Source organism: Streptomyces sp. NPDC051051 (assembly GCF_040682975.1).
Taxonomy (GTDB): Bacteria; Actinomycetota; Actinomycetes; order Streptomycetales; family Streptomycetaceae; genus Streptomyces.
Window position 1 is genome coordinate 22,832 of sequence record NZ_JBFBCB010000027.1, and the last position, 24,706, is coordinate 47,537.

General features: G+C 74.7%; 24 protein-coding genes. 10 read left to right on the forward strand and 14 right to left on the reverse strand.

Annotated features, from left to right (window positions below):
• Positions 1–41: 41 nt before the first annotated feature.
• The gene (locus AB0N31_RS20995) at positions 42–1,418 is read left to right on the forward strand and encodes a GNAT family N-acetyltransferase (RefSeq protein WP_366059956.1); all 1,377 of its coding nucleotides are present in this window, start codon (positions 42–44) and stop codon (positions 1,416–1,418) included.
• 210 nt (positions 1,419–1,628) lie between these two features.
• On the opposite strand, the gene AB0N31_RS21000 is transcribed toward AB0N31_RS20995, so the two are convergent.
• On the reverse strand, positions 1,629–2,846 hold the full coding sequence (locus tag AB0N31_RS21000) for a PLP-dependent transferase (protein ID WP_366059885.1): 1,218 nt from the start codon (positions 2,844–2,846) through the stop codon (positions 1,629–1,631).
• A gap of 60 nt (positions 2,847–2,906) precedes the next feature.
• On the opposite strand from AB0N31_RS21000, the gene AB0N31_RS21005 reads away from it, so the two are divergent.
• Together AB0N31_RS21005 and AB0N31_RS21010 are read left to right on the forward strand one after the other, a co-directional pair.
• Positions 2,907–3,398 (forward strand): Lrp/AsnC family transcriptional regulator, encoded by a 492-nt coding sequence (locus tag AB0N31_RS21005; protein ID WP_363089845.1) that lies wholly within the window; start codon positions 2,907–2,909, stop codon positions 3,396–3,398.
• A gap of 33 nt (positions 3,399–3,431) precedes the next feature.
• Positions 3,432–5,123 carry a DUF885 domain-containing protein gene (locus AB0N31_RS21010; RefSeq protein ID WP_366059886.1) on the forward strand — a complete coding sequence of 564 codons (1,692 nt, stop codon included), beginning with the start codon at positions 3,432–3,434 and terminating at the stop codon, positions 5,121–5,123.
• A gap of 47 nt (positions 5,124–5,170) precedes the next feature.
• On the opposite strand, the gene AB0N31_RS21015 is transcribed toward AB0N31_RS21010, so the two are convergent.
• Complete coding sequence (locus AB0N31_RS21015) at positions 5,171–5,677, reverse strand: rhodanese-like domain-containing protein (RefSeq protein ID WP_366059957.1); 507 nt, start codon at positions 5,675–5,677, stop codon at positions 5,171–5,173.
• 121 nt (positions 5,678–5,798) lie between these two features.
• Here AB0N31_RS21015 and AB0N31_RS21020 point away from each other — a divergent pair, with 121 nt between their 5' ends.
• Complete coding sequence (locus AB0N31_RS21020; RefSeq protein ID WP_366059887.1) at positions 5,799–6,245, forward strand: Lrp/AsnC family transcriptional regulator; 447 nt, start codon at positions 5,799–5,801, stop codon at positions 6,243–6,245.
• Here the strand turns inward: AB0N31_RS21020 and AB0N31_RS21025 are convergent.
• The 5 genes from AB0N31_RS21025 to AB0N31_RS21045 all read right to left on the reverse strand — a co-directional run bounded on the left by AB0N31_RS21025 (position 6,239) and on the right by AB0N31_RS21045 (position 12,462).
• Positions 6,239–9,229, reverse strand: coding sequence for an SMC family ATPase (locus tag AB0N31_RS21025; protein ID WP_366059888.1), 2,991 nt, complete (start codon positions 9,227–9,229; stop codon positions 6,239–6,241). The genes AB0N31_RS21020 and AB0N31_RS21025 overlap by 7 nt on opposite strands.
• On the reverse strand, positions 9,226–10,389 hold the full coding sequence (locus tag AB0N31_RS21030; protein ID WP_366059889.1) for an exonuclease SbcCD subunit D: 1,164 nt from the start codon (positions 10,387–10,389) through the stop codon (positions 9,226–9,228). The genes AB0N31_RS21025 and AB0N31_RS21030 overlap by 4 nt, the downstream gene beginning before the upstream one ends.
• A gap of 144 nt (positions 10,390–10,533) precedes the next feature.
• Entirely contained in the window at positions 10,534–11,160 is a 627-nt protein-coding gene (locus tag AB0N31_RS21035; RefSeq protein WP_366059890.1) for a YigZ family protein, read from the reverse strand.
• Positions 11,161–11,191: 31 nt separating this feature from the next.
• On the reverse strand, positions 11,192–11,737 hold the full coding sequence (locus AB0N31_RS21040; protein WP_366059891.1) for a histidine phosphatase family protein: 546 nt from the start codon (positions 11,735–11,737) through the stop codon (positions 11,192–11,194).
• Positions 11,734–12,462 (reverse strand): hypothetical protein, encoded by a 729-nt coding sequence (locus AB0N31_RS21045; RefSeq protein ID WP_366059892.1) that lies wholly within the window; start codon positions 12,460–12,462, stop codon positions 11,734–11,736. The genes AB0N31_RS21040 and AB0N31_RS21045 overlap by 4 nt, the downstream gene beginning before the upstream one ends.
• Before the next feature lie 128 nt (positions 12,463–12,590).
• Here AB0N31_RS21045 and AB0N31_RS21050 point away from each other — a divergent pair, with 128 nt between their 5' ends.
• A complete protein-coding gene (locus AB0N31_RS21050; RefSeq protein WP_366059893.1) occupies positions 12,591–12,998 on the forward strand; it encodes a CoA-binding protein in 408 nt (135 codons plus the stop codon).
• Between the two features lie 56 nt (positions 12,999–13,054).
• Here the strand turns inward: AB0N31_RS21050 and AB0N31_RS21055 are convergent, their stop codons facing one another.
• From AB0N31_RS21055 to AB0N31_RS21065, 3 genes are all read right to left on the reverse strand, one after another.
• Positions 13,055–13,615 (reverse strand): YbaK/EbsC family protein, encoded by a 561-nt coding sequence (locus AB0N31_RS21055; protein WP_366059894.1) that lies wholly within the window; start codon positions 13,613–13,615, stop codon positions 13,055–13,057.
• Between the two features lie 43 nt (positions 13,616–13,658).
• Positions 13,659–14,231, reverse strand: a complete 573-nt coding sequence (locus tag AB0N31_RS21060; protein ID WP_366059895.1) for an XRE family transcriptional regulator — start codon at positions 14,229–14,231, stop codon at positions 13,659–13,661.
• A gap of 120 nt (positions 14,232–14,351) precedes the next feature.
• Positions 14,352–15,116 carry an acyltransferase gene (locus AB0N31_RS21065; protein ID WP_366059896.1) on the reverse strand — a complete coding sequence of 255 codons (765 nt, stop codon included), beginning with the start codon at positions 15,114–15,116 and terminating at the stop codon, positions 14,352–14,354.
• A gap of 109 nt (positions 15,117–15,225) precedes the next feature.
• On the opposite strand from AB0N31_RS21065, the gene AB0N31_RS21070 reads away from it, so the two are divergent.
• Complete coding sequence (locus AB0N31_RS21070) at positions 15,226–15,753, forward strand: gamma carbonic anhydrase family protein (RefSeq protein ID WP_366059897.1); 528 nt, start codon at positions 15,226–15,228, stop codon at positions 15,751–15,753.
• Positions 15,754–15,784: 31 nt separating this feature from the next.
• Here the strand turns inward: AB0N31_RS21070 and AB0N31_RS21075 are convergent, their stop codons facing one another.
• A complete protein-coding gene (locus tag AB0N31_RS21075; RefSeq protein ID WP_366059958.1) occupies positions 15,785–16,450 on the reverse strand; it encodes a DedA family protein in 666 nt (221 codons plus the stop codon).
• A 174-nt stretch (positions 16,451–16,624) separates the two neighbouring features.
• Between AB0N31_RS21075 and galU the strand changes: the two genes are divergently transcribed.
• Positions 16,625–17,632: a UTP--glucose-1-phosphate uridylyltransferase GalU gene (gene galU / locus AB0N31_RS21080; RefSeq protein WP_366059898.1), complete on the forward strand. Its 1,008-nt coding sequence runs from the start codon at positions 16,625–16,627 to the stop codon at positions 17,630–17,632.
• A gap of 208 nt (positions 17,633–17,840) precedes the next feature.
• Here galU and AB0N31_RS21085 read toward each other — a convergent pair whose 3' ends face one another.
• A complete protein-coding gene (locus AB0N31_RS21085) occupies positions 17,841–18,278 on the reverse strand; it encodes a DUF4442 domain-containing protein (RefSeq protein ID WP_366059959.1) in 438 nt (145 codons plus the stop codon).
• Positions 18,279–18,442: 164 nt separating this feature from the next.
• On the opposite strand from AB0N31_RS21085, the gene AB0N31_RS21090 reads away from it, so the two are divergent.
• The gene (locus AB0N31_RS21090; protein WP_366059899.1) at positions 18,443–19,477 is read left to right on the forward strand and encodes a hypothetical protein; all 1,035 of its coding nucleotides are present in this window, start codon (positions 18,443–18,445) and stop codon (positions 19,475–19,477) included.
• An 87-nt stretch (positions 19,478–19,564) separates the two neighbouring features.
• On the forward strand, positions 19,565–20,917 hold the full coding sequence (locus AB0N31_RS21095; RefSeq protein ID WP_366059900.1) for an MFS transporter: 1,353 nt from the start codon (positions 19,565–19,567) through the stop codon (positions 20,915–20,917).
• Positions 20,918–21,083: 166 nt separating this feature from the next.
• Here AB0N31_RS21095 and AB0N31_RS21100 read toward each other — a convergent pair whose 3' ends face one another.
• Together AB0N31_RS21100 and tuf are read right to left on the reverse strand one after the other, a co-directional pair.
• Complete coding sequence (locus AB0N31_RS21100; RefSeq protein ID WP_366059901.1) at positions 21,084–21,929, reverse strand: fused MFS/spermidine synthase; 846 nt, start codon at positions 21,927–21,929, stop codon at positions 21,084–21,086.
• Between the two features lie 165 nt (positions 21,930–22,094).
• The gene (gene tuf, locus AB0N31_RS21105) at positions 22,095–23,276 is read right to left on the reverse strand and encodes an elongation factor Tu (RefSeq protein ID WP_366059902.1); all 1,182 of its coding nucleotides are present in this window, start codon (positions 23,274–23,276) and stop codon (positions 22,095–22,097) included.
• Between the two features lie 507 nt (positions 23,277–23,783).
• On the opposite strand from tuf, the gene AB0N31_RS21110 reads away from it, so the two are divergent.
• On the forward strand, positions 23,784–24,578 hold the full coding sequence (locus AB0N31_RS21110) for a TVP38/TMEM64 family protein (protein WP_366059903.1): 795 nt from the start codon (positions 23,784–23,786) through the stop codon (positions 24,576–24,578).
• Positions 24,579–24,706 lie beyond the last annotated feature (128 nt).

The window sequence follows — 24,706 nt, forward strand, 5'->3', positions numbered from 1 at the left end:
GAGACATGTCTGATGTGACGCGGGCGAAGCACGGCCGCCCGGTGCACCACTGGCGGCGGGACGCCGTGGAGCTGGCCGCCCTGTTCACGGCGGTCGCGGTGGCGGACGTGGTCGCCAACCTCGTGGGCCACGGCCCGCAGGGCCCGCGGCTGCTGGCGATCTCGGCGGCCGCCCTGGTCGCCACGGCCGGATTCCACGTCTGGTGGTCACGACGCCACGGCCACGCACCGCCCACCGGCGATACCGATGCCCGGCCGCCCTCCACCGAGGCGCAGGCCGGGCCGTCCGGACTCCCCGACGGCGTCGCCGGGGAGAGCACCCTGTGGCGGATGCGGACGACGGTGAAGGACGCTCCGGGCTCGCTGGCCGCGCTGTGCACGGCACTGGCGGAGCACCGCGTCGACATCCTGAGCCTCCAGACGCACCCCCTGGGCCGGGACACCGTGGACGAGTTCCTGCTGCGGGCCCCCGGTGCGCTCGCGGCGGCCGAGATCAGCCGGGCCGTGGCGGTGGCGGGCGGCTCCGGCACCTGGATCGAGCGGGCCGACGCCCACGACCTGGTCGACGCCCCGACCCGGGTGCTGGGCCTGGCCACCCGGACCGCGCTGGACGCCGCCGAACTGCCGCTGGCGCTGCGCCAGTTGCTGGGTCGCTGCACGATCCGCTCGTTGCCCGCCGCGGTGCGCGGCGGGGAGCGCGGGCCGGAGGGCGTGCCCGTGGAAGGGGTCCTGGAGGACACCGTGATGCGCCTGCGGGCGCCGGAGGGCGGAGTGATCACCGTGGAGCGGCCGTACCTGCCGTTCACCCCGACCGAGTTCGCGCGGGCGCGGGCCCTGGTGGAGCTGGACGCCCGGCTGGGTCCGCGCGTCCCGCCGGGCCAGGACGTGCTGACGCTCCCCGAGGGCAACGCCATCACCGTGCGCCGGGCCGACCCCGGCGACCTGGCGGCGGCGAAGGCGATGCACGAGCGCTGCTCGCCGCGCACCCTCGGCATGCGCTACCACGGGCCGGTCGGCGACGCCGACCGCTATCTCAACCACCTGCTCAGCCCGCGCTTCGGCCGCACCCTCGCCGTGCAGACCCCGTCGGGGCGCGTCGTCGGCCTCGGCCACCTGCTGTGGGACGGCGACGAGACGGAGGTCGCGCTGCTCGTCGAGGACGAGTGGCAGCGGCGCGGCATCGGCGCCGAACTGCTCGGCCGGCTGGTCGCGATGGCCGTCGAGGCGGGCTGCGAGAGCGTGTACGCGGTGACGCAGGCCTCCAACACCGGCATGGTCGCCGCCATGCGCGGCCTCGGCCTCCCGCTCGACTACCAGATCGAGGAGGGCACGCTCGTCATCACCGCCCGCCTGGACACGGCCGCCGCCGGCACCCGGCAGGCGTACGGGCGGCGCACGGAGCGGATCGTCCACGACTGAGCCGGACACCCTCGGACGTACCCGGAGGCCTTCGGCCGACCGGCGGCCACTCGGCGGCGGCCGGACGTCGACGCCGAACGGCGAAGACGAAGGCAACGGCAACGGTGAAGGTGAAGGACACCGACGAACGACGACCACCGACAACGACGGACGGCCCGGCGACTGGACTGTCGCCGGGCCGTCCGTCCCCCGGGAACCGGAAGCCGAACGTCAGCTCACCGTGACCACGGACCCGTTCAGCGCACCGTCCAGATCCGTCCACAGGTCGTCGACGTCCTCCAGACCCACCGACATCCGCAGCAGCCGGTCGCTCACCCCGGCCCCCCTGCGCTCCTCCGCGCCCACGATCCGGTGGCTGATGGACGCCGGATGCTGGATGAGGGTGTCGACGCTGCCGAGGCTCACGGCCGGGGTGATCAGGCGCACGCCGGCGATCACCTCGTGCGGGTCGCCGTGCACCTCGAAGGCGACCATCGCGCCGCCGATCCGCGGGTAGTGCACGCGCGCCACGCGCGGGTCGGCGGCCAGGCGACGGGCCAGTTCGGCGGCCGTCGCGGAGGCGGCCCGCACCCGGACCGGAAGCGTCGACAGACCCCTCAGCAGCAGGTAGCCGGCCAGCGGGTGCAGTACCCCGCCGGTGGCGAAACGTATCTGCCTCAGCAGTCCGGCGAACTCCTCGTCGCAGGCCACCACGCCCGCCAGGACGTCCCCGTGGCCACCGAGGTACTTCGTCGCGCTGTGCAGCACCAGCCGCGCACCCTGCTCGACGGGCCGTTGCAGCACCGGCGTGGCGAAGGTGTTGTCGGCGAGCAGCGGCACCGAGCCGCAGGAGTGCGCGACCGCCCGCAGATCCACCTCGGCGAGGGTCGGGTTGGCGGGTGACTCGACCATGACCAGGCCCGTGTCCGGGCGCAGCGCGTCCGCGATCCCGGCCGGGTCGGTCCAGGTCACCTCCGAGCCGAGCAGCCCGGCGGTCAGCAGGTGGTCGCTGCACCCGTACAGCGGGCGGACCGCGACCACGTGCCGCAGTCCCAGGGAGGCGCGGGCCAGCAGCACCGCGCTCAGCGCGGCCATGCCGCTGGCGAACGCGACCGCGCTCCCGGTGCCCTCCAGCCGGGCCAGCGCGGTCTCGAAGCGGGCGACGGTCGGATTGCCGAGCCGGCCGTAGACCGGCGGGCCCTCCGGTTCGGCGCCGGTCGCCGCGAACGCGTCGATGCGGGCGGCCTCGGCGCGGCTGTCGTAGGAGGGATAGGTGGTGGACAGATCGATGGGCGGGGCGTGCAGGCCCTGCCGGGCCAGGTCGTCCCGCCCGGCGTGCACGGCCTCGGTGGCCAGTGCGCGGGGCGCTCCGGACGGGCGTACGTCGTCGTACGCGTGCGCGCCCGCGGGGTCCGGGTACGCGCGTGTGCTCGCTGCGGCTGAGTCCATGGACGGCAGGGTGAACAACGAGCGGCTCTCGCGGTCCGGACGCCGTGCTACGTTCGGGCGATGGCCGAATCCGTCGTACTCGACCCGGTGGACCTCCAGCTCCTGCGGCTGCTCCAGAACGACGCCCGGACGACCTATCGCGACCTCGCCGCGCAGGTCGGCCTCGCGCCGTCGACCTGCCTGGACCGGGTGACGCGGCTGCGCCGCTCCGGCGTGATCCTCGGCAACCGGCTGCGACTCGATCCGGCCAAGCTGGGGCGCGGACTGCAGGCGCTGCTGTCCGTGCAGGTGAGGCCGCACCGGCGGGAACTGGTGGGGCCGTTCGTGGAGCGCATCCGGGGGCTGCCGGAGGCGCTGACCGTCTTCCACCTCACCGGGCCCGACGACTACCTCGTGCACGTGGCCGTCGCGGACATGGCCGACCTCCAGCGGCTGGTCCTCGATGAGTTCACGGCACGCCGGGAGGTGGCCCGGGTCGAGACCCGGCTGATCTTCCAGCAGTGGGACTGCGGGCCGCTGCTGCCACCGACGGCTTCGGGACAAACGCCGTGACGTGCCCCACCGCCGCGTACGAGGATGGTGTCCATGTCACAGACCAACAGCCCGCTGCCCCGTGCGGTCGCCGACGCCTACGTCGACGACCTCATCGCCCTCGACCCGGTGACCGGAACCTTCCTCGGCGTGCAGGAGAGTTCGAGCCGTCTGCCCGACTTCTCGCCGTCGGGGCAGGAGGCGCGCGCGCAACTCGCGCGCGACACGCTGGCCAAGCTCGACGAAGCGGAACGCGCGCCCGGCGCGGACAGTGACATCGAGCGCCGGTGCGCACGCCTGCTGCGCGAGCGGCTGACCGCCCTGCTCGCCGTCCACGAGGCCGACGAGGGCCTGCGCGAGGTCAGCAACCTGAGCTCGCCGGTCCACCAGGTGCGCGAGGTGTTCACCGTGACGCCCACGGAGACCGACGCGGACTGGGCGGCGGTCGCCGAGCGGCTGCGCGCGGTGCCGGCCGCGCTGGCGGGCTACCGGGAGTCCCTGGCGCTCGGCCTGGAGCGCAAGCTGTACGGGGCTCCCCGGCCGGCGGTCACCTTCACGGGGCAGCTCTCGGAGTGGACGGACACCGACGGCTCGGGCCGCGGCTGGTTCGAGGACTTCGTCTCCACCGGCCCCGAGGCGCTGCGCGCCGAACTGGAGCAGGCGGCCCGCACCGCGAACACCGCCCTGGTCGAACTGCGGGACTGGATGCGGGACGTGTACGTGCCGACCGTGCAGGGCGCCCCGGACACCGTCGGCCGGGAGCGGTACGCCCGCTGGTCGCGCTACTACAACGGCACCGACCTCGACCTCGACGAGGCGTACGCCTACGGCTGGGCCGAGTACCACCGGCTCCTCGCCGAGATGCGGCAGGAGGCGGAGAAGATCCTGCCGGGCGCTGCGACGCCGTGGGTGGCGCTCGCGCACCTCGACGAGCACGGCAGGCACATCGAGGGCGTCGACGAGGTCCGCGACTGGCTCCAGGGACTCATGGACCAGGCCATCGACGCGCTGGACGGCACCCACTTCGAACTCGCCGGACCGGTACGGAAGGTGGAGTCGCGCGTCGCGCCGCCCGGCGGCGCCGCGGCCCCCTACTACACTCCGCCGTCCGAAGACTTCTCCCGCCCCGGCCGCACCTGGCTGCCGACCATGGGCCTGACCCGCTTCCCGGTCTACGATCTCGTCTCCACCTGGTACCACGAGGGGGTCCCCGGCCATCACCTCCAGCTCGCCCAGTGGACCTACGTGGCCAGGGACCTCTCCCGCTACCAGGCCACCGTGGGCATGGTCAGCGCCAACGCCGAGGGCTGGGCGCTGTACGCGGAGCGGCTGATGGACGAGCTGGGCTTCCTCACGGACGCCGAGCAGCGCCTCGGCTATCTGGACGCGCAGATGCTGCGTGCCGTGCGCGTCGTCATCGACATCGGCATGCACGCGGAGCTGGAGATCCCGGCCGGCTCCCCGTTCCGGCCCGGCGAGCGCTGGACGCCGGAGCTGGCCGAGGAGTTCTTCAACGCGCACAGCAGCCGCCCCGGGGACTACGTGGCGAGCGAGCTGACCCGCTACCTGAGCATCCCGGGCCAGGCGATCGGCTACAAGCTCGGCGAACGCGCCTGGCTGCTGGGCCGGGAGCGGGCCCGCGCCCGGCACGGCGCCGCCTTCGACCTCAAGTCGTGGCACATGGCGGCCCTTTCGCAGGGCTCCCTGGGCCTGGACGACCTGGTGGACGAGCTGGCCCGGCTCTGACGCCGGCAGGTCCCGCCCGCCCCGCCACCGCCCCGGCAGGACGCCGCTCAGCAGCCGCAGTGCGCCGTCTCCACCGGGGAGGTGAGCGGGTCGGCGCCGCGCCGCCCGGGGCCCTGCCGGGTCTCGAACGCGAAGCCCTCGCGCGCCCAGTACTCGAAGCCGCCCAGCATCTCCTTGACCCGGTAGCCGAGTTCGGCGAGCGCGAGGGCGGCCCGGGTGGCGCCGTTGCAGCCGGGGCCCCAGCAGTACGTCACCACCGGCACGTCCTTGTCGAGGAGCTGCCCGGCCCGTTCGGCGATGAGCGCGGTCGGCAGGTGGACGGCGCCGGGGATGTGGCCCTGGTCCCAGGACTCGGTGGAGCGGGAGTCCAGGACGACGAAGCCGGGGTCGCCGCCGGCCTCGAGCGCGGCGGCCACGTCGGAGACGTCGGCGTGGAAGACGAGGGAGGCCCGGAAGTGGGCGGCCGCGTCGGCCGGGGCGGCGGGGGCGAACCGCAGGACGCGGTCGGCGGCGCCCGGCGGGGAAGCGGTCGTGGCAGCGGTGGTGGCGGTCATCTGCGGGCCTCTCGGTGCGGTGGCGATGACCAGAAATCTACGGCCGGGGATCGCCCCGCTGAAGGGCCGTTCCCCGGCGTGGATGTTGCCGGGCCGGGGATTTCCCTGGTATTCCTCGGGAATGACCGCGTATTCCCCGGACGCCACCGACTGGCGCATCCTCGAGGTCCTCCAGCGGGAGGGCCGGGCCAGTTTCGCCGACCTGGCGCGGGCCGTGTCGATGTCCGCGAGCGCGGTCACCGAGCGGGTGCGGCGGCTGGAGGAGGCGGGCGTCATCCAGGGGTACGCGGCGGTCGTGGACCCGGAGCGGCTCGGGCTGCCGATCCTGGCGTTCGTGCGGCTGCGTTACCCCCACGGCAACTACAAGCCCTTCCACGACCTCGTGGCCGTCACGCCCGAGATCCTGGAGGCGCACCACGTCACGGGCGACGACTGCTTCGTCATCAAGGTCGCCGCCCGCTCCATGCGGCACCTGGAGGAGCTGACGGGCAGGATCGGTGGCCTGGGGTCGGTCACGACCAGCGTCGTCTACTCCTCACCGCTGCCCCGGCGCCCGCTCGGTCACTGACCGCGCTGCCGCACCACCGATCCGGACCGTCCCTTCACGATCTCCAGCTGGGCGTGGACGCGCCGCCGCAGATCGGCGACGTGGCTGACGATGCCCACGCTGCGGTCGCGTTCGCGCAGGGAGTCGAGGACGTCGAGGACCTCGTCCAGCGTCTGGTCGTCGAGGCTGCCGAACCCCTCGTCGATGAAGAGGGTGTCCAGCCGGACCCCGCCCGCCTCGTCGGTGACGACGTCCGCGAGGCCGAGGGCGAGGGCGAGGGAGGCGAAGAAGGTCTCGCCGCCGGACAGCGTGGCCGTGTCCCGTTCGCGTCCGGTCCAGGCGTCGACGACGTGCAGCCCGAGCCCGCTGCGGCCGCGCCCGGCCCGGTCGTCGGAGTGCACGAGGGTGTACCGCCCGGACGACATGCGCTGGAGGCGGGCGGTCGCTGCGGCGGCCACCTGTTCCAGACGGGCGGCCAGGACGTACGCCTCCAGGCGCATCCTGCGCTCGTTGTCCGCCGAGGTGCCCGCGGTGAGGCCGGCCAGGCGGGCCACCCGCTCGTACTCCTCGCGCAGCGGCGCGAGCCGCCGCACGGCGTCGGCCGCGCGCGCGGAGAGACGGTCGAGTTCGGCGCAGCGGCGGGCGGCCGCGTCCTGGGCGGAGGCGGCCCGGCGCAGCCGCTCGGCGGCCCGGCCGGCCTCCTGTTCGGCGGCGGTGAGGTCGGCGGCGGGCCGCTGCGCGGCGGCCGCGGTGTCGGGCTCGGCGAGGACGGCCCGTACGGCGGCCTCCTCGGACTGCCGGGCGTCCAGGCGGCGTTGCAGCTCGCGACGGGCGGCCTCGTCGAGGAGGGCGTCGGCGGCGGCCTGCGGAGTGTCGAAGCCGGCCCGGAAGGCGGCCTCGTCGAGGCGGCCGTCGGCGGCCTTGAGGCGGCCGGCGCTCTCCTCGGCGGCGCGGGCGGCGTCGGCCGCGTCGGTGAGCCGCGCGGCCTGCCGTTCCAGCTGCTCGGCCCGCGCGGACACGCTCGGTGAGCTGCCCCGCGCCTCGGCCAGCTCCTCCTCCAGGGCGAGGCGTTCGCGCTCCAGCCGCTCGCGGTGGCCCACCCGGGAGGCGGCCCTGACGGCGGCCTCCCGCTGGGCGGTCGTGCGGCGCTCGTGCTCCTGCTCGGCCCGGCGCAGCTCCTCGCGCGCGGAGTGCAGCGCGGAGGCGTCCCGGCGGACCTGGCCGTGGTCGCGCTCCAACGCGTCGCTCTCCGCGACGAGTTGCTCGGTGGGGGTGTCTTCGGCCTCGGCGCGGGCGGCGGCGAGTGCCTCCCGGACGAGTCCGAGGTCGCGCTCGGCGTCCGCACGGTCCTGTTCGGCGCGCTGGTGGGCGGCGAGGGCCTCCTCCTCCGCTTCCCGGCCGACGTGTCCGGCGACCTTGCGGGCGGGGGCGGGGTGGTCGGTGCCGCCGCAGACCGCGCAGGGTTCGCCGTCGCGCAGGGTGGCGGCCAGTTCGGCGGCGATGCCGCTGAGCCGCTGTTCCTTGAGGTCGAGCCAGTGGGTGCGGGCAGCCAGTGCCCGCTCACCGGCGGCGAGCGCCTCCCGCCGGGCGTCGTCGGCGTCGCGGGTGAGCCGGTCGCGCAGCCGGGCGGCGGCCAGTCGGCGGCGGGCGGGCTCGCGTTGCACGGCGAGCTGTTCGGCGCGGGTCGCGGCCTCCTGAGCGGACTCGACCCGCTCCTGGAGGGCCGCACGGGTGGCGTCCCAGTCGGCGAGCCAGCCCTCGGTCTCGGCGAGCACGTCCTCGTCGGCGCGCTCCTGACGGTCCAGGTCGGTGCGCTCCGCGAGGAGTGCGGCCAACCGTCGCTCGCCGCGGCGGGCCGACTCCAGCCCGCCCAGCTCCTCCGCGGCGCGGCGGGCGGCGGTGGCCAGCCCGGCCGCTCCGGCGTCGGCGAACCGCTCCGGCAGCAGCGCACGTGCACGTGCCTCGGCGGCGGCGGCCCTGCGGTGCTCGGCGTCGGCGGCCTCCCGCAGCTCCAGGGCCGGCGCCACCGCCTCGGCCTTGCGCGCCCGTTCCATCCGCGCCCGCGCCTCCCGGTGGTCCCCGGCCCGCTCCTCCAGCAGCCGGGCCCGCTCCCGCGCTTCGGCGAACCGCCGCTGCAACCGGTCGAGTTCGCGCACGTCGGCCAGCGCACGCTCGGCGGCGGCCTGCGCGGACTCGGCGGTCAGGCGGCCGCACTCGGTGATCGTCAGCTGCTCGCGGGCGGTGCCGCGGGCCACGGCGGCGGCGGTCAGCACGGCCTCGGCAAGGCCCGGCTCACCCGGTGCCAGCTCGGGCAGGTCCATGGCGTCGCCGGCGGCCTGCTGCATGCGGTGCGCGTCGGCCAGGAGCGCCGCGTCGCCCTCCCGCACGCGTGCCTCCGTCGTACGCCGGCGCTCGGCGAGCCGCTTCTCGACCTCGGCGAAGCGCCGGGTGTCGAAGAGGCGGCCGAGCAGCCGGCCGCGGGCCTCGGCGTCGGCGCGCAGGAACCGTGCGAAGTCGCCCTGGGGCAGCAGCACGACCTGGCAGAACTGCTCGCGGCTCATGCCGAGCAGCTGGGTGATCTCCTCGCCGATCTCCTGGTGGGAGCGGCTGAGGTCCTTCCAGGTCCCGGCGACGGCGTCGTGCTCGCGCAGCCGGGTCTGGGCCTTGTCGACGGTGGTGCCGGTGCCGCGCTTCTTGGGGCGCTCCCAGGGCGGCTGCCGGGTGACCTCCAACCGCCTTCCGGCGACGGTGAGTTCGAGAGTGACCTCGGTGCGGGTGCCGGGGGCGGCGTGGTCGCTGCGCAGCGTCAGGCCCTGACCGTTCTGCCGGGCGCCGGGGACGGAGCCGTACAGCGCGTAGCACACGGCGTCCAGGACGGAGGTCTTGCCCGCGCCCGTGGGTCCGTGCAACAGGAAGAGACCGGCGGCGGACAGTTCGTCGAAGTCGACGCTCTGCCTGCCGCCGAAGGGCCCGAAGGCGGTGAGGTCGAGGCGGTGCAGCCTCATCGGGCCACCTCCCGCGCGCTGTCGTCCGTGCGCACCGCGTCGAAGGCGTCCCGCAGCACGTCCTGCTCGCGCGCGTCGGGGCCCGCCCCGCGCACGTGCGCCACGAAGTCCTCGGCGATCTCCTGGTCGCTGCGGCCCGCGAGGCGCCGGGCGTAGGACACGTCGGGGTCGTCCGGGGCGCGCTCGGGGGCGAAGACGAGGCTGAGGGTGTGAGGGAAGCGCTCGGTGAGCCGGGCCATGGGGTCGGCCGGGCGCACGGCGTCGGTGAGGGTCGCCTCGACCCACGCCTCCTCGTACCGGTCGAGCCGGGGGTCGGCGAGCAGTTCCTGCAGTGTGCCGCGGAGCCGGGCCAGCTCGCGGGGGACGGGGCAGTCGATCCGCTCGGCGGTGACCCCTCCGTCGGCGTCGAGGTCGACGAGCCACATGGTCTTGCGGTGGTCGGCCTCGGAGAAGGAGTACGGCAGCGGGGATCCGGAGTAGCGCACGCGCTCGGTGAGGGTCTGGCAGCCGTGCAGGTGCCCGAGCGCCGCGTAGTCGACGCCGTCGAAGACACCGGCCGGTACGGAGGCGACCCCGCCGACGGTGATGTCCCGTTCGCTCTCGCTGGGCCGGCCGCCCGTGACGAAGGCGTGCGCGAGGACGACCGAGCGGGTTCCCGGCGGGCGGCCCGCGAGGTCGGCCCGGACCCGGTCCATGGCGGCGGCGAGCACCGCCTCGTGCGCGGCCTTCTCCACGCCGAACTCGTCCTTCACCAGGGCGGGTTCGAGATAGGGAAGTCCGTAGAGGGCGACGTCGCCGTGGGCGTCCCGCAGGATCACCGGCGTGCCGGCCGCGGCCGGGTCGGTGAGCAGGTGGACGCCCGCGCGCCGGATCAGTCCGGCGCCCACGCCGAGCCGCCGCGCGGAGTCGTGGTTCCCGGAGATCATCACCGTGGGCACGCCCAGGTCGGCGAGGCGGTGCAGGGCGTCGTCGAACAGCTCGACGGCGGCGAGCGGCGGTACCGCCCGGTCGTACACGTCCCCCGACACGACCACCGCGTCCACCTCGCGCTCACGCACGGTGGCGACGAGGTGGCCGATGAATCCGGCCTGGGCGCCGAGCATGTTCACCCGGTGGAACGCCCGGCCGAGATGCCAGTCGGAAGTGTGCAGGAGCCTCATGGTTCCCGAGCGTATCGGGAGGGCCCGACGGCACGGGTGGCTGCTTCGGCAAGTCCGGCCCAGGATGCCCTTTTTGGCCGGAATGAAGACTTTCGGTGAGGGTGTCGCGCCGTCCTGAGCCGGCGTCATCCCCGGCAGCCGCCCTCACGCGTCGCCGTACGCCTCCCCGCCCGTCTCGAACCGCGCCGTCCCCGCCGTCGCGTCGGCGAGCCAGGCGCGGAAGGCGTCGACGTCGGCCTCGGGGAGGCCGATCTCGATGGTGACCGCCTCGCCGTAGCGCACGTCGCGGACCTCGCGGCCGGTGGAGCGCAGGTCGTTCTGCACCTTGCCGGCCCGCTGATGGTCGACGGTCACCGTGGCCAGCCGGAAGCGGCGGCGGGTGAGGGTGCCGAGGGTGTCCAGTGCCTCGCCGACGGCGCCGCCGTACGCGCGGATGAGACCGCCGGCGCCGAGCTTGACCCCGCCGTAGTAGCGGGTGACGACGGCGACGACGTAGCGCATGTCGCGGCGCAGCAGCATCTGGAGCATCGGGACGCCCGCGGTGCCGCCGGGTTCGCCGTCGTCGCTGGCCTTCTGGACGGAGGCGTCGGCGCCGATGACGTAGGCCCAGCAGTTGTGGGTGGCGTCGGCGTGCTCCTTGCGGACGGCCGCGACGAACGCCTGGGCCTCCTCCTCGGTGGCAGCCGGGGCGAGCGCGCACAGGAAGCGGGAGCGGTTGATCTCGGTCTCGTGGACGCCCGGACGGGCGACGGTGCGGTACTCGTCCTGCATCGGGCCAGCCTATGCCGTCGTCGCCGCCGCCTCAGCCGTCGTCCTCGCGTCCCCGCGGCACGGCCGTCCAGGTCAGCAGGGCCGCACCCGGCCGCAGGTCGTTCCAGGCGGGACCGTGCCAGGTCAGCGCCGCGACGGCGGAGGTGGGGAACTTCGCCCGGACCCCGTCCAGGGTGTCGCCGAGGGGGTCCGCGGCCAGGTCGAGGACGAGTTCCTGCAGGCCGGGATTGTGTCCGACCAGCAGCAGGGTGCGGACCTCGGGGGGTGTCCCGCGGACCACGGCCAGCAGCTCGGGCACGTCGGCGGCGTACAGGCGCGGTTCGTACCGGACGGGCGGCGCGGTGTCCCACCGGGCCGAGGCAAGTTCCCAGGTCCGGCGGGCGCGTACGGCGGTGGAGCACAGGGCGAGATCGGGGAGGTGGCCGGCACCGGCCAGCGCGCGGCCGGCCTCCGGGGCGTCGCGCAGGCCGCGCGGGGCGAGCGGCCGCTCGTGGTCGGGCACGCCCTGCGGCCAGGCCGACTTGGCGTGCCGCAGGACGACCAGCCGGCGCGGCGGCCCGGCCTCGGCGGCGCTCACGCCGGGGCCCCGACGTCACGGGTGAGTTCGAGGCCGAGGAGACGGTCGGCGTAGGCGTACGTCTCGAAGCGGGCGCCGTCCGGGAGCCGCGGCCCGCCCTCCTCCACCGAGCGCAGCACGCGCAGCACCGCGGGCAGGTCCAGGTCGTCCTCCCAGGCGGTCCGCAGCCGCAGGCGCAGGTCCTCGGGGACCGGGCGGGACGGGCTCCGCGCCCAGTCGGCGACGGCCCGGCGCCAGCGGGCCAGCGTGGTGCCGGCCGCCCGCAGCGCCGCCTCGTCGAGCGGGGCGGGCGCGCGGTGGTGGTGGGAGAGGAGGGCGAGGCGGAGGGCGGCGGGATCGGGGGCCGCACCGGCCGGGCCGTCCGGCCGCACGGCCGCGACCGGGACCCACGCGCCCTCCCCCGCCGCCGGGGCGTCGTCCGCCGCCACGTGCACGGTCTGGGCCTCGCCGAATCCCGCGGAGACGTCCCTGCCGTCCTCGAAGGGGCGGGCGCCGAACCGCGTGGCGGCCGCCCGCAGCTCCGCCTGCTCGCGTTCGCCGGTCAGCACGGGCAGGACCGACGTACCGCCGAGTTCCAGCACCCGCACGACGAGGTCGGCGACGAGGAGGACGCGGAGGCTACCGCTGCCGCACCCCGAGGCGTGGGCCTCGACACGGGTGAGGCCACGGCGGACGGGGGCGGCGACGACGGGCTCGCCGGTTCGGGGGTCGATGATGCGCAGCACGCGCCCGAGCGTAGGCGGGCGGAGGGCCGCCCGCAGTCCCGGGTTCGGAATCGGTGACGGCCGTCCGATGTTGAGCGGATGGGCGCCGTTCGGCGTCCTGCGATGTCCGTCCGTCGGAGGAGGCCGCCGTGTACGGCGACGAGGCAACGATCCGCAGGATCCTGACCGAGCTGGGCGACACCTGGGCGGTGGTGGGGCTGTCCACGAACCCGCGACGGGCGGCGTACGGCGTCGCGGAGGTGCTCCAGCGCTACGGCAAGCGGGTCGTCCCCGTCCATCCGAAGGCGGAGACCGTGCACGGGGAGCGGGGGTACGCCTCCCTCGCGGACATCCCCTTCGGCGTGGACGTGGTGGACGTGTTCGTGAACAGCGACCTCGCGGGAGCCGTCGCGGACGAGGCGGTCGCCAAGGGCGCGAAGGCGGTGTGGTTCCAGCTCGGCGTCGTCGACGAGGCGGCCCGCGCCCGCACCCGGGCCGCGGGGCTGGAGATGGTGATGGACCGCTGCCCGGCGATCGAGATCCCCCGGCTGGGCTGAACGGGTGGCCGCCGCGGCCCCCTGACACCCCCTCGGCTGCGCGGTGGCGGCCCGCCTCAGACCGCGACGCCCAGCCCGTCCAGCACCACCGCGCCGGGCAGTTCGGCGAACGCCTTGCCGGGCACCAGCAGTTTGCCGCGCCGGCGCCCGCTGCCGACGAGGACGTACGGCAGGTCGACGACGGCCGAGTCCACCAGCACCGGCCAGGCGGCGGGGAGTCCCACGGGGGTGATGCCGCCGTACTCCATGCCGGTCTCCCCCACCGCCGTGTCCATCGCGGCGAACGACGCCTTGCGGGCGCCGAGCCGGCGGCGCACCACGCCGTTGACGTCGACGCGGGTGGTGGAGAGCACGACGCACGCGGCCAGGGTGGTCTCGGCGCCGCGCTTGCCGGCGACCACCACGCAGTTCGCCGACTGCTCCAGCAGTTCCCGTCCGTAGTGCTCGACGAAGACGGCCGTGTCGGCCCACCGCGGGTCGGTGTCGACGTAGACGATCCGGTCGGCGGGGACGCTGCCGCTCCAGTGGCGTACCGCGTCGGCGACCGGGCCGACCAGGTCGTCGAGGCTGTCGGGGGCGGGCCTGGCGTCGTCGAAGCGTCCGATGGGTGCGTCCATGGCCGCACGCTAACAGCGGCGCCGCGGCGGTCGGCGGGGTGTCTCAGTGCACGGGCGGCACCGACACGGTGAGCACCATCTCGGTCGGGATCCCGCCCTGGTTGGCGTAGGTGTGGGCGGCGTCGGCCTCGAAGGTGACGCTGGCGCCGGCCGGGACGCGGTGCTCCGTGCCCTCGACGGTGAGGGTCAGTTCACCGGCGGTGACGTGGGCGATCTCGACCGTGCCGGCCGGGTGCGGGTCGGAACCGCTGCTGTCGCCCGGCATCAGCCGCCAGTCCCACATCTCCAGCGGGCCGGGGGCTTCCGTGCCGGCGAGGAGCCGGCTGTAGCTGCCCGCGTCGGTGTGCCACAGCCGGACCACCTGGTCGGCGGGGACGACGCGGACCTTGGGCCCCTGCTCGTAGTCGAGGAGGGTGGTGATGCTGATGCCGAGCGCGTCGCCGATCTTGACGACGGTGCCGAGGCTGGGGTTGGTTCGGGCCTGCTCGATCTGGATCAGCATGCCGCGGCTGACTCCGGCGCGGGCCGCGAGGGTGTCGAGGGTGAAGCCGCGGTCGGTGCGCCAGCGTTTGACGTTGCGCGCCAGGGACTGGGTCAGCAGGTCGAGGTCCGACACGTTCCGTCCAATTCCGTCCAATGAGCCCTGTCCGGACGCTGTCCGGAGTCCACCAGTCTGGATGACGGAGTTTACTGTCCTGCACTACCGGTCGGCGGCGGTCGGATGACGCCGCACCCGTCACCTCTCCGGTTCGAGTTCGGCGAGCCGCGCCGCCGACGCCTCGTCCAGACCGGACAGCGCGACCAGTTGGTCGGAGGTCACCCCGTCGGGGATCGGTACCGGGGCCGGGGTGCGCAGCGGCGGCTGCCAGCCGCCGGCGGGGGTCCACCGGCGTACGACGCGGGCGGGCGCCCCCGCGACCACCGCGTGGTCGGGCACCGTGCCGCGCACCACCGCGCCGGCCGCGACGACGACGTTCCGTCCGATCCGCGCCCCCGGCAGGATCACCGCGCCGGTGCCGATCCAGCAGCCGGAGCCGATCTCGACCGGTTCCATCCGCGGCCACTGCTTGCCGATGGGCTGGTGCGGATCGTCGTAGGAGTGGTTGGTGGAGGTGACGTAGACGTACGGCCCGAAGTAGCAGTCGCTGCCGATGGTGACCGTCGTGTCGGCGATGACGTGGCTGCCGCGGCCCAGCACGACGCCGTCGCCCATCCGCAGGATCGGGTCGGGGCCGAGGTCGAGGTCCGGCATCAGACCGGCCGTCAGCGTGACCTGTTCGCCCACGATGCAGTGCGCGCCGAGGTGGATCCAGGGTTCGCCGAAGACGGTGCCGAGCGGGAAGGCGAGCCGGGTGCCGGAGCCGATCGAGCCGAAGCGGAGCCCGCCGGGGTGTTCTGCGGTGACGGAACCGGTGCGCTGCACCCAGGCCCAGCCCGCGTGGACGGCCCGCTGGGCGAGGCGGCGCCGCCATGATGAGAACGTGTTCTTGCGCTTCGGCACCCGCTCACCGTACTCAGCACGCGCCGGCGCCAGGACGCCGGAGGCCTGTGATCTTCACCCCACCGGGTGACGTACGGTGCGGGGAGCGGACGGACACGAGGAGACGGTGATGACGCACAGGGCGCTGATCGTGGGCATCGGCGGCAGGGAACCGAGGGTCGACGCGGAGGCGTTCGTGTCGCCGACGTCCTCCGTCATCGGGGACGTGACGCTGGCGGCGGGCGCGAGCGTCTGGTACGACGCCGTGCTGCGCGGTGACGTGGAGCGGATCTCGGTGGGGGCGCGGAGCAACGTCCAGGACAACTGCACGCTGCACGCCGACCCCGGTTTCCCCGTGACCATCGGCGAGCGGGTCTCCGTCGGCCACAACGCGGTCGTCCACGGGGCGAGCGTCGGGGACGACTGCCTGATCGGGATGGGCGCGACCGTGCTGAACGGCGCGGTGATCGGGGCCGGTTCGCTGGTCGCCGCGCAGGCGCTGGTGCCGCAGGGCATGGAGGTGCCGCCGGGTTCGCTGGTCGCGGGGGTGCCGGCGAAGGTCAGGCGGCAGCTGACGGAGGAGGAGCGTCAGGGCGTCACGCTGAACGGCACGTTCTACGCCGACCTGGCGAAGGCCCACGGCGAGATCCACGAGTAGGGCGGTACCGCGCCGGGCGCGCGGCTGCGACCTACTCGGCAGCCGCCACCGTCCCGGTCCTCGGTTCGGCGGCGGTCTCGGTCTCGGCCTGCCGTGCGGCGTTCTTCGCCTTGCGCTTGAGCACGATCATCGAGGTGAGGCCGATGAGCACGGCCACCACCAGGCCCAGCCAGGAGAACCGCTTCAGCCAGGACTCCGCGACGACGCCCACGTAGTAGATGACGGCCGTCGTGCCGCCCGCCCACACGATGCCGCCGAGCAGGTTGGCGGTGAAGAACCTCCAGTACGGCATGTGCAGTACGCCCGCGAGCGGCCCGGCGAAGATCCGCAGCAGGGCGATGAAACGGCCGAAGAAGACGGCCCACATGCCCCACTTCTCGAAGGACCGCTCCGCCGTGGCGATGTGCCCCTCGCTGAAGTGCCGGGGGAACTTCTTGCCCAGCCAGGCGAGCATCGGGCGGCCGCCCCTGCGGCCGATGGCATAGCCGATGGAGTCACCGATCACCGCGCCCGCGGTGGCGCAGGCGCCGAGGATCACGGGGTTGATGTCGCCGTGCTGCGAGGCCAGCAGCGCCGAGGAGACGAGGATGATCTCGCCCGGCAGCGGGATGCCCAGGCTCTCCAGTCCGATGACGAGACCCACCAGCGCGTAGATGGCGACCGGGGGTACGGCCTCGAGCCACTCCTGGACGTGCACCGCCGGCTCCTCCCGTACGAGTCCTGCTCTGCGGCGCGCCGGGGACGGGCGCACGCCGGGAAGCCTACCGGGTCGGCCCCGCGACCGGCCCGCCCCGTGGTGCGGCCCTCGCGCACAGGATTCTCAGACGTGTCTCCCGGGGAACTCCCATCCCCGTGGTCCAGCATGACCGCCATGAACGCCCCCCGCCCTTCCGCCCCTCCCCCGCCCCCTGCCGGCTGTGTCCCCACCGTCCCCACCGTGCCCGTCGTCCGCAAGGCGGTCGTCCCGGCGGCCGGGCTCGGCACCCGTTTCCTTCCCGCGACGAAGGCGACGCCGAAGGAGATGCTCCCGGTCGTCGACAAGCCGGCCATCCAGTACGTCGTCGAGGAGGCCGCCGCGGCCGGTCTGGACGACGTGCTGATGGTCACGGGCCGCCACAAGCGGGCCATCGAGGACCACTTCGACCACGCCATCGAACTGGAGCAGGCCCTCGCGGCCAAGGGCGACACCGTACGGCTGGACGCGGTGCGCGATCCGGCCCGGCTCGCGGACATCCACCACATCCGCCAGGGCGATCCGCTCGGCCTCGGTCACGCCGTGCTGTGCGCCCGCAACCACGTGGGCGACCAGCCGTTCGCGGTCCTCCTCGGCGACGACCTCATCGACCCGCGCGACCCGCTCCTCAGCCGCATGCTGGAGGTCCGCGACCGGCACGCCGGCAGCGTGGTCGCGCTGATGGAGGTGCCGCCGGAGCAGGTCCATCTCTACGGCTGCGCGGCCGTGGAGCCGGCCGGGGAGGACGGCGTCGTACGGGTCACGGGGCTGGTGGAGAAGCCCGCGCCCGAGGACGCGCCGAGCCGGTACGCGGTCATCGGGCGGTACGTCCTCGACCCGGCGGTCTTCGACGTCCTGGAACGCACGGAGCCCGGCCGCGGCGGCGAGATCCAGCTCACCGACGCCCTCCAGGAGCTGGCCGCGGCCGGCACGGTGCACGGCGTCGTCTTCTCCGGCCGCCGCTACGACACCGGCGACAAGGCCGACTATCTGCGCACGGTGGTCCGGCTGGCCTGCGACCGGGACGACCTGGGGCCGGAATTCGTCTCCTGGCTCAAGGAGTTCGTGGCGGAACTGGAGGAGACCGGCGCGCCGGGGCGCGAACGGTCCCGCCGCGTGCGGGCGAGGGACGCCGGGGCGGCGTGACGCCGGCGCCCGGCAGGACGGGACAGGACGGCACGAAAAGGGGGGCGACGGCGTCGCGAAGCAGCGGCGCCGGGCGGTGCGGGTGGGGGACACCGGCGCCGCGCGACGCCGTCCCGCTCCCCGCCGCGCCGGTGGCCGTCGGGCCCGGAACGCAGGGCGCGGGAACGAGCGCGGCCGCGTCCGGGGTCCCGGCCCGCGGCCCCTCCGCTCAGCCGTTGGGCCGCAGGGTCCACACCACGGTCATCTCGCCGGTCACGGCCCCGTCCTCGCGGCGGATCTCGATCACCACCGGGAACTCGGGCCGCTCCCCCGCGTCGAGCTGGGCGACGACCTCGGCGGCCGGGCGTCCCAGTGTCGCGGTCGCCGTGACGGGCCCCATGGCGAGCTTGCGGTAGGCGATCTCGGCCCGGACGGCGAGCGGCACGGCCCGGGACAGCTGGTCCCCGAACGCGGCGAGCACGATCGCCCCGCTCGCGGACTCGCCGAGCGTGAACATCGCCCCGGCGTGCGGGCCGCCCACGTGGTTGTGGAACGCCCCCTGGTCCGGCAGAGCCACCACGGCCTTCTCCGGCCCGGTCTCGAGGAACTCGAGGTTCAGCGTGCGGGCCATGGGCACGGTGGCGGCGAGCATCTCGCCGATGGACATCTGGTCAGCGCTCATGCCGCGATGTTACCCACGAGTAGAGTCTGTCGGCCAGGGGAGGGAACGGGGATTCCGCGCGGGAAGGGGCGCGCCGCGGCCGATTCGGTACCGCCCTGACGAGGGGCGGTGACCTGTTCGTGTCATGGGCGGCACTAGGGTTTCCGGCCATGTGGCCAGGACAGCAGCCGCCCGGGGGAGAGCAGAACCCGCAGGCGCAGAACAACCCGTACCAGCAGCCGGGATACCAGCAGCCGAATCCGTACCAGCAGCCCGGCTACCAGCAGCAGCCCGGTTATCAGCAGCACCCCGACGCCTACGCGCAGACGGCCCAGTGGGGCGCGCCGGGGGGCCCGGGCTCCCCGCAGTCCGGCGGTGGCGGCGGGAACCGGACGAAGGTGGTCGCGATCGTGGCGGCCGCGGCCGTCGTCCTGGCCGCCGGTGTCACCGGATTCCTGGTGCTGGGCGGAGACGACGAGCAGCCGGAGGCCAAGGGCAAGGGCGGTGCGAGCCCGACGGTGTCGGTCGAGCCGAGCGGCTCGGACTCCGCCTCGTCCGGCACGGACGACAACCCGCGCGACGCCGAGACCGAGAAGCCGACCGTGGCGGGCTGGAAGGTCGTCGTGAACCCCAAGTGGGGCATCGCCTTCGACGTGCCCGCGGACTGGGAGGTCCAGTCACCGGGCCTGAGCCAGGGCTTCGAGTGGGAGGACAAGGAGCAGCCCGACGGCTACGACGCGATCATCCAGGGAGGCACGGCCGAGTACAAGTCCAAGTGGTGCACGTCCGACGACGACAAGGACGGCAAGACCGACGACACCGCGCTGGCCGTGGTCGGCAGCAAGGGCGCCGAAGGGGCGAAGAACACCGACGAGATCGCCCTCAACACGCCCGCCTGGTGGGTGTTCGGCGGCTACACCGAGCCGGACCGCAAGAGCATCACCACCGACAAGAAGGCCACCCCCTTCACCACCGCCTCCGGGGTCGAGGGCAGCTACGCCTGGGCGCGGTCGACGAACACGCCCCAGAAGGGCAAGTGCGACAGCGACGGCAAGGCGATCACCTTCGGCTTCAAGAACTCCAACAACGACTACGTGTCGTGGAACCTGTACGGCGCCAAGGGCGTGAAGGACGAACTGCCCGAGGCGACCATCCTGCAGATCCTCGCCACCGTGCGGCTGCACGGGGAGCCGACCGGCGGTTGAGTCCCCACCGCCCGCGCTCCGGCTCCGCGCCCGGCGGGACCGGCCGCCGGTTTGCCGGATCGGCGGCCGGACGGGGATAGTCGGCCGGTGACCTCAGCCGCCGACCCCCGCCCCCGCCTGCGCAGACCCTCCTGGGCGGGCCGCAACTACAGCCTGCTGACGGCCGCCGCGTTCGTCACGGGCCTCGGGGCCAACGGGGCCCTCATCGCCGCCGCGTTCGCCGTCCTCGAAGCCGGCGGCGACGGCGGCGACGTCGGTCTGGTGGCGGCGGCCCGCACGCTGCCGCTGGTGCTGTTCCTGCTGGTCGGCGGAGCGGTCGCGGACCGCCTGCCGCGGCACCGGGTGATGGTCGCGGCCAACGCCCTCAACTGTCTGTCGCAGGCCGCGTTCGCCGCGCTCGTCCTGACCGGTGAGCCGCGGCTGTGGCAGATGATGCTGCTGACCGCCCTCGGGGGCACCGGCCAGGCGTTCTTCAGCCCGGCCGCCGAGGGCATGCTGATGTCCTCGGTGCGCGGCGAGCAGGCCGGCCGGGCGTTCGCGGTGTTCCGGATGGCGATGCAGGGAGCGGGCCTCGGCGGTGCGGCGCTCGGCGGCGCCATGGTCGCGGTGATCGGGCCGGGCTGGGTGCTCGCGGCGGACGCCGCCGCCTTCGCCGTCGCCGGGTCACTGCGCGCGTTCCTCGACGTGGGGCACATCCCGGCCCGCGAGCGGGGCGGCGGCCTGCTGGCCGATCTGCGGGAGGGCTGGCGGGAGTTCAGCGGCCGCCCCTGGCTGTGGGGCGTCGTGCTCCAGTTCTCGATCGCCAACGCCGTCGTGGGAGCCGCCGACGCGGTCTACGGCCCCCTCGTCGCCCGGGACCACCTGGGCGGGGCGGGCCCCTGGGGTCTCGCCCTCGGCTTCTTCGGCGCGGGCACGGTGGCGGGCGCCCTGCTGATGACCCGCTGGAAACCGCGCCGCCTGCTCTTCGTCGGCACCCTCTGCGTGTTCCCCCTGGCCCTGCCCTCGGCGGCCCTCGCCGTGCCGGTGCCGGTCGGCGTGCTGTGCGCGGTGATGTTCCTGACCGGCATCACCCTGGAGGTGTTCGGCGTGTCCTGGATGACCGCCCTCCACCAGGAGATCCCCGAGGAGAAACTCTCCCGCGTCTCGGCCTACGACTGGTTCGGCTCGGTCGCCCTGGTTCCCCTGGCCACGGCCCTGGCCGGCCCCTCGGAGTCCCTCTTCGGCCGCACGGCCTCCCTGTGGGGCTGTGCCGTCCTCGTCGTCGTGGTCACGGCGGCGGTCCTGTGTGTGCCGGACGTGCGCCATCTGACCCGCCGCACGAAGCCGGTGGCCGGACGGCGGGCGGCCGAGGCCTCCGCCGGCCTCCGCCGGCGGACACCGTCGGACCGGGCCGCCCCGGCCCCGGCGAAGGCGGACGGAGGCACCGGCGCACCCGGGTGAGAGCCGCGCACGGGTTCCCGTGCCGGGCGTCACCCGCGGGCGGCGAGGCCTCTCGGTGCTGCACGCCGGCCGGCCCGGCCGCGGTGGCGGCCCGCCCGCGTCCCACCGGCCGGCCCCGGTGCAACCGACGAAGGCCGCGGCCCCCGGGAGAGGAAGCCGGCGCCGGTCACCCGATCCCGAACGCCCCCTCGGGCGGCACCGGTGACGGCACCGCCTCCTCGTCGCCCACCGGGCGGGCGTCGCCGATGAACTCCCTCAGGGACGCGCCGTGTTCCACGCGGGCGGGGAAGGCGTCGGAGGCTGTGCGGCGGGCCAGGGGCGGGACGTCGAGGGGGTGGTGGGCGGCGACGAGGACGGCGTTGCCGAACCGCCGGCCGCGCAGGACCGCCGGTTCGGCGATGACCGCGAGGTGCTCGAACACCACCGCGAAGGTGGCGAGTTGGGAGCGCAGGAAGGCGAACGGGGCCGCGTCCGCGAGGTTCGCCAGATAGACGCCGTCCGCGCGCAGGACCCGCCCGGCCTCGCGGGCGCAGGACAGCGTCGTCAGGTGGGCGGGGACACGGGAGCCGCCGAAGACGTCGGCCACCAGGACGTCGGCGGAGGCCGTCGGGGCCGTCTCCAGCCAGTCCCGCGCGTCGGCCGCGTGCAGGGTGATGCCGGTGCCGGCCGGGACCGGCAACTGCTCGGCCACGAGGTCCAGCAGACCCCGGTCGGCCTCCACGACGTCCTGCCGGGAGCCCGGCCGGGTCGCGGCGAGGTACCGGGGCAGGGTGAGCGCCCCGCCGCCGAGGTGCAGCACGTCCAGCGCACGGCCGGTCTCGGCGACGGTGTCCAGGACATGCCCGAGCCGCCGGGCGTACTCGAACTCCAGATGCGTCGGCTCGTCCAGGTCGACGTACGACTGCGGCGCCCCGTCCACCGTCAGCAGCCAGGCCCGCTCCCGGTCGACGTCGGGCATCAGCTTGGCGGTGCCGTGATCGACGGCTCGGGTGACGGGTATGGAGTCGCTCACCCCGTCATTGTGCCCGGGGCCCGTCAGGGCCGTGGGCCACGGGGCGGGCGACGAGGCGCGGCGCGGCAGAACGCGGGGGCGCCGCAGGCGCGGGGCGTCAGGGGCGCGGGGCCCCGCGAGACCGGTTCGGTACCGGCCCCGCGGGGCGCCGCTTGTGTTCCGTCGTCACTCGACGGTGGTCACGGTGCCCGCCCCCACGGTCCGTCCGCCCTCCCGGACGGCGAAGCCGAGGCCGGGCTCCAGCGGCACCCCCCGCCCCAGCTCGACGGTCATGGCGACCGTGTCACCGGGGCGGGCGACGGCCACCTCGCCGAGGTCGACGTCCCCGACCACGTCCGCCGTGCGGATGTAGAACTGCGGCCGGTAGCCGGTGGCGACGGGCGTCGAGCGCCCGCCCTCCCGCGTCGACAGCACGTACACCCGCGCCGTGAAGCGCCGGCTGGGCACCACGCTCCCCGGCGCGGCGACCACGTGCCCGCGCCGTACGGCGTCCCGCGGCACGCCCCGCAGGAGCAGCGCCACGTTGTCCCCGGCCTGTGCCTCCCCCATCGGCTTGCCGAAGGTCTCCAGGCCGGTCACCACCGACTCGACGCCGGCGCCGAGCACGTCGACCCGGTCGCCGAGGCGGACCGTGCCGCGCTCCACGGCGCCGGTGACGACCGTCCCGCGTCCGGTGATGGTGAGCACGTTCTCCACGGGCAGCAGGAACGGCGCGTCCAGGTACCGCTCGGGCATCGGCACGTAGGTGTCCACCGCGTCCAGCAGCGCGTCGATCGACGCCGTCCAGCGCGGGTCGCCCGCCAGCGCCTTCAGCCCCGAGACCCGTACGACGGGCGCGGAGTCACCGCCGTAGCCGTGCGCGGTGAGCAGGTCGCGGACCTCCAGTTCGACGAGGTCGATCAGCTCGGTGTCCTCGCCGTCGTCGACGGCGTCGGCCTTGTTGAGGGCGACGACGATGTGGTCGACGCCCACCTGGCGGGCGAGGAGGACGTGTTCGGCGGTCTGCGGCATGATCCCGTCGAGCGCGGACACGACGAGGATCGCCCCGTCGAGCTGCGCGGCGCCGGTGACCATGTTCTTGACGTAGTCGGCGTGACCCGGCATGTCGACGTGCGCGTAGTGCCGGGTGTCGGTCTCGTACTCGACGTGCGCGATGTTGATGGTGATGCCGCGCGCCGCCTCCTCGGGGGCGCGGTCGATGCGGTCGAACGGCACGAAGGTGCCGGTGCCGCGCTCGGCGAGGACCTTGGTGATGGCGGCGGTGAGCGTGGTCTTGCCGTGGTCGACGTGACCCATGGTGCCGATGTTCAGGTGCGGTTTGGTGCGCACGTAAGCCGTCTTGGGCATGGCGATACCTCGAAGCCTCTCGGAGGGTGCTGCGTGACGGCCCCGGCGGCGAAGGACGCGCCGGCCGGGACGGGGACCCCGAGGAACTCGCCGACCCTCCCCCTGCGGGGTCCGCCGGTCGATCCGGAGAGGGTCAGCTTCGGGCGCCGTCGACAGCGGCCGCGAGAACGGGAACGGCAGCCTTCGGCGCATCCGCGACTGCGGATGCCGCGAGGAGGAAGGCGTACCGGAACATGGGGCCGATCCTCGCCGACGGCGGAACCGGTGTCGAACGGTTTTCCCCGGGCGGGCGGGACGGGAGGACCCTGGCCGGCCCGAGCGGCCCGGCCCACGCCTGGTGTTCCTCAGCGCCTCGCGGGATCGGCCGCGGCCCCGTGCCCGGCGGCCGGCCGCTCCAGGACGGTGCCGGCGAGAGCGCCGGGCGGTGCCTCCGCCGCCTCCGCTCCCGTGACGGTCATGAGACGGACCATACGGCGATCACACCCGTCCTTCGGTTAGTGTCGCCGGATGCTCGATGCCCACACCCGCTCTGGGGGCACCGCCACGGCCTCTCCCCGGGCCACCGCCACTGAGCTGGTCGTCCCCGTACCGCTCGTCCCCCTGCCCGTCGTCGCCCCGACGCCCACGGGGTTCGCCGCACGCTGCACGAGAACGCTGCTCTCGCCGTGGGCGCGGTTCTCGCTCCTGGTCGCGCTTCTCACGGCGGCCGCGTCGAGCGTGCTGCTGTTCGAGCCGCAGCGGCTCCTCTCGGAGGGCTGGCCGCCCCAATTGGGCGGATTCGCCGCGGCGTCGGTGTTCGCGGCGGCGTACGGCCTGTGCACGGTGGCGTTCGTGCCGCGCCCCTTGCTGAACCTGGCCGCCGGAGCGCTGTTCGGCTCGCAGCTGGGGACCGGCGCGGCGCTGACGGGCACGGTGCTGGGCGCTGGGCTCGCCTTCGGTCTCGGCCGGATCCTCGGCCAGGACGCGCTGCGGCCCCTGTTGCGGGGGCGGCTGCTGAAGGCGGCGGACGGCCAGTTGAGCCGGCACGGACTGCGGTCGATGCTGGCGGCCCGGCTGTTCCCGGGGGTGCCGTTCTGGGCGGCGAACTACTGCGCCGCCGTCTCCCGCATGGGCTGGCTGCCGTTCCTGGCCGCGACCGCGCTCGGTTCGATCCCGAACACGACCGCGTACGTCGTCGCCGGAGCGAGCGCCTCGTCCCCGACCTCGCCCCTCTTCCTGGTCTCGATGGCGGTCATCGCCCTGCCCGCGGCGGCGGGCGCGGTGGTCGCCTGGCGCAAACGCCACCACCTGCGCCGCCGCTGAGCCCGCCCGCACCACCACCCGCGCCGCCGCCCAGGCCCACGCGGGCACCGGCGTCCGTCCTGCCGAGGCGCCCGCATGTCGGACGCCTCCGCGTGTCAGACGCGTTCGTGTGAGGGACGCGTCGCGTG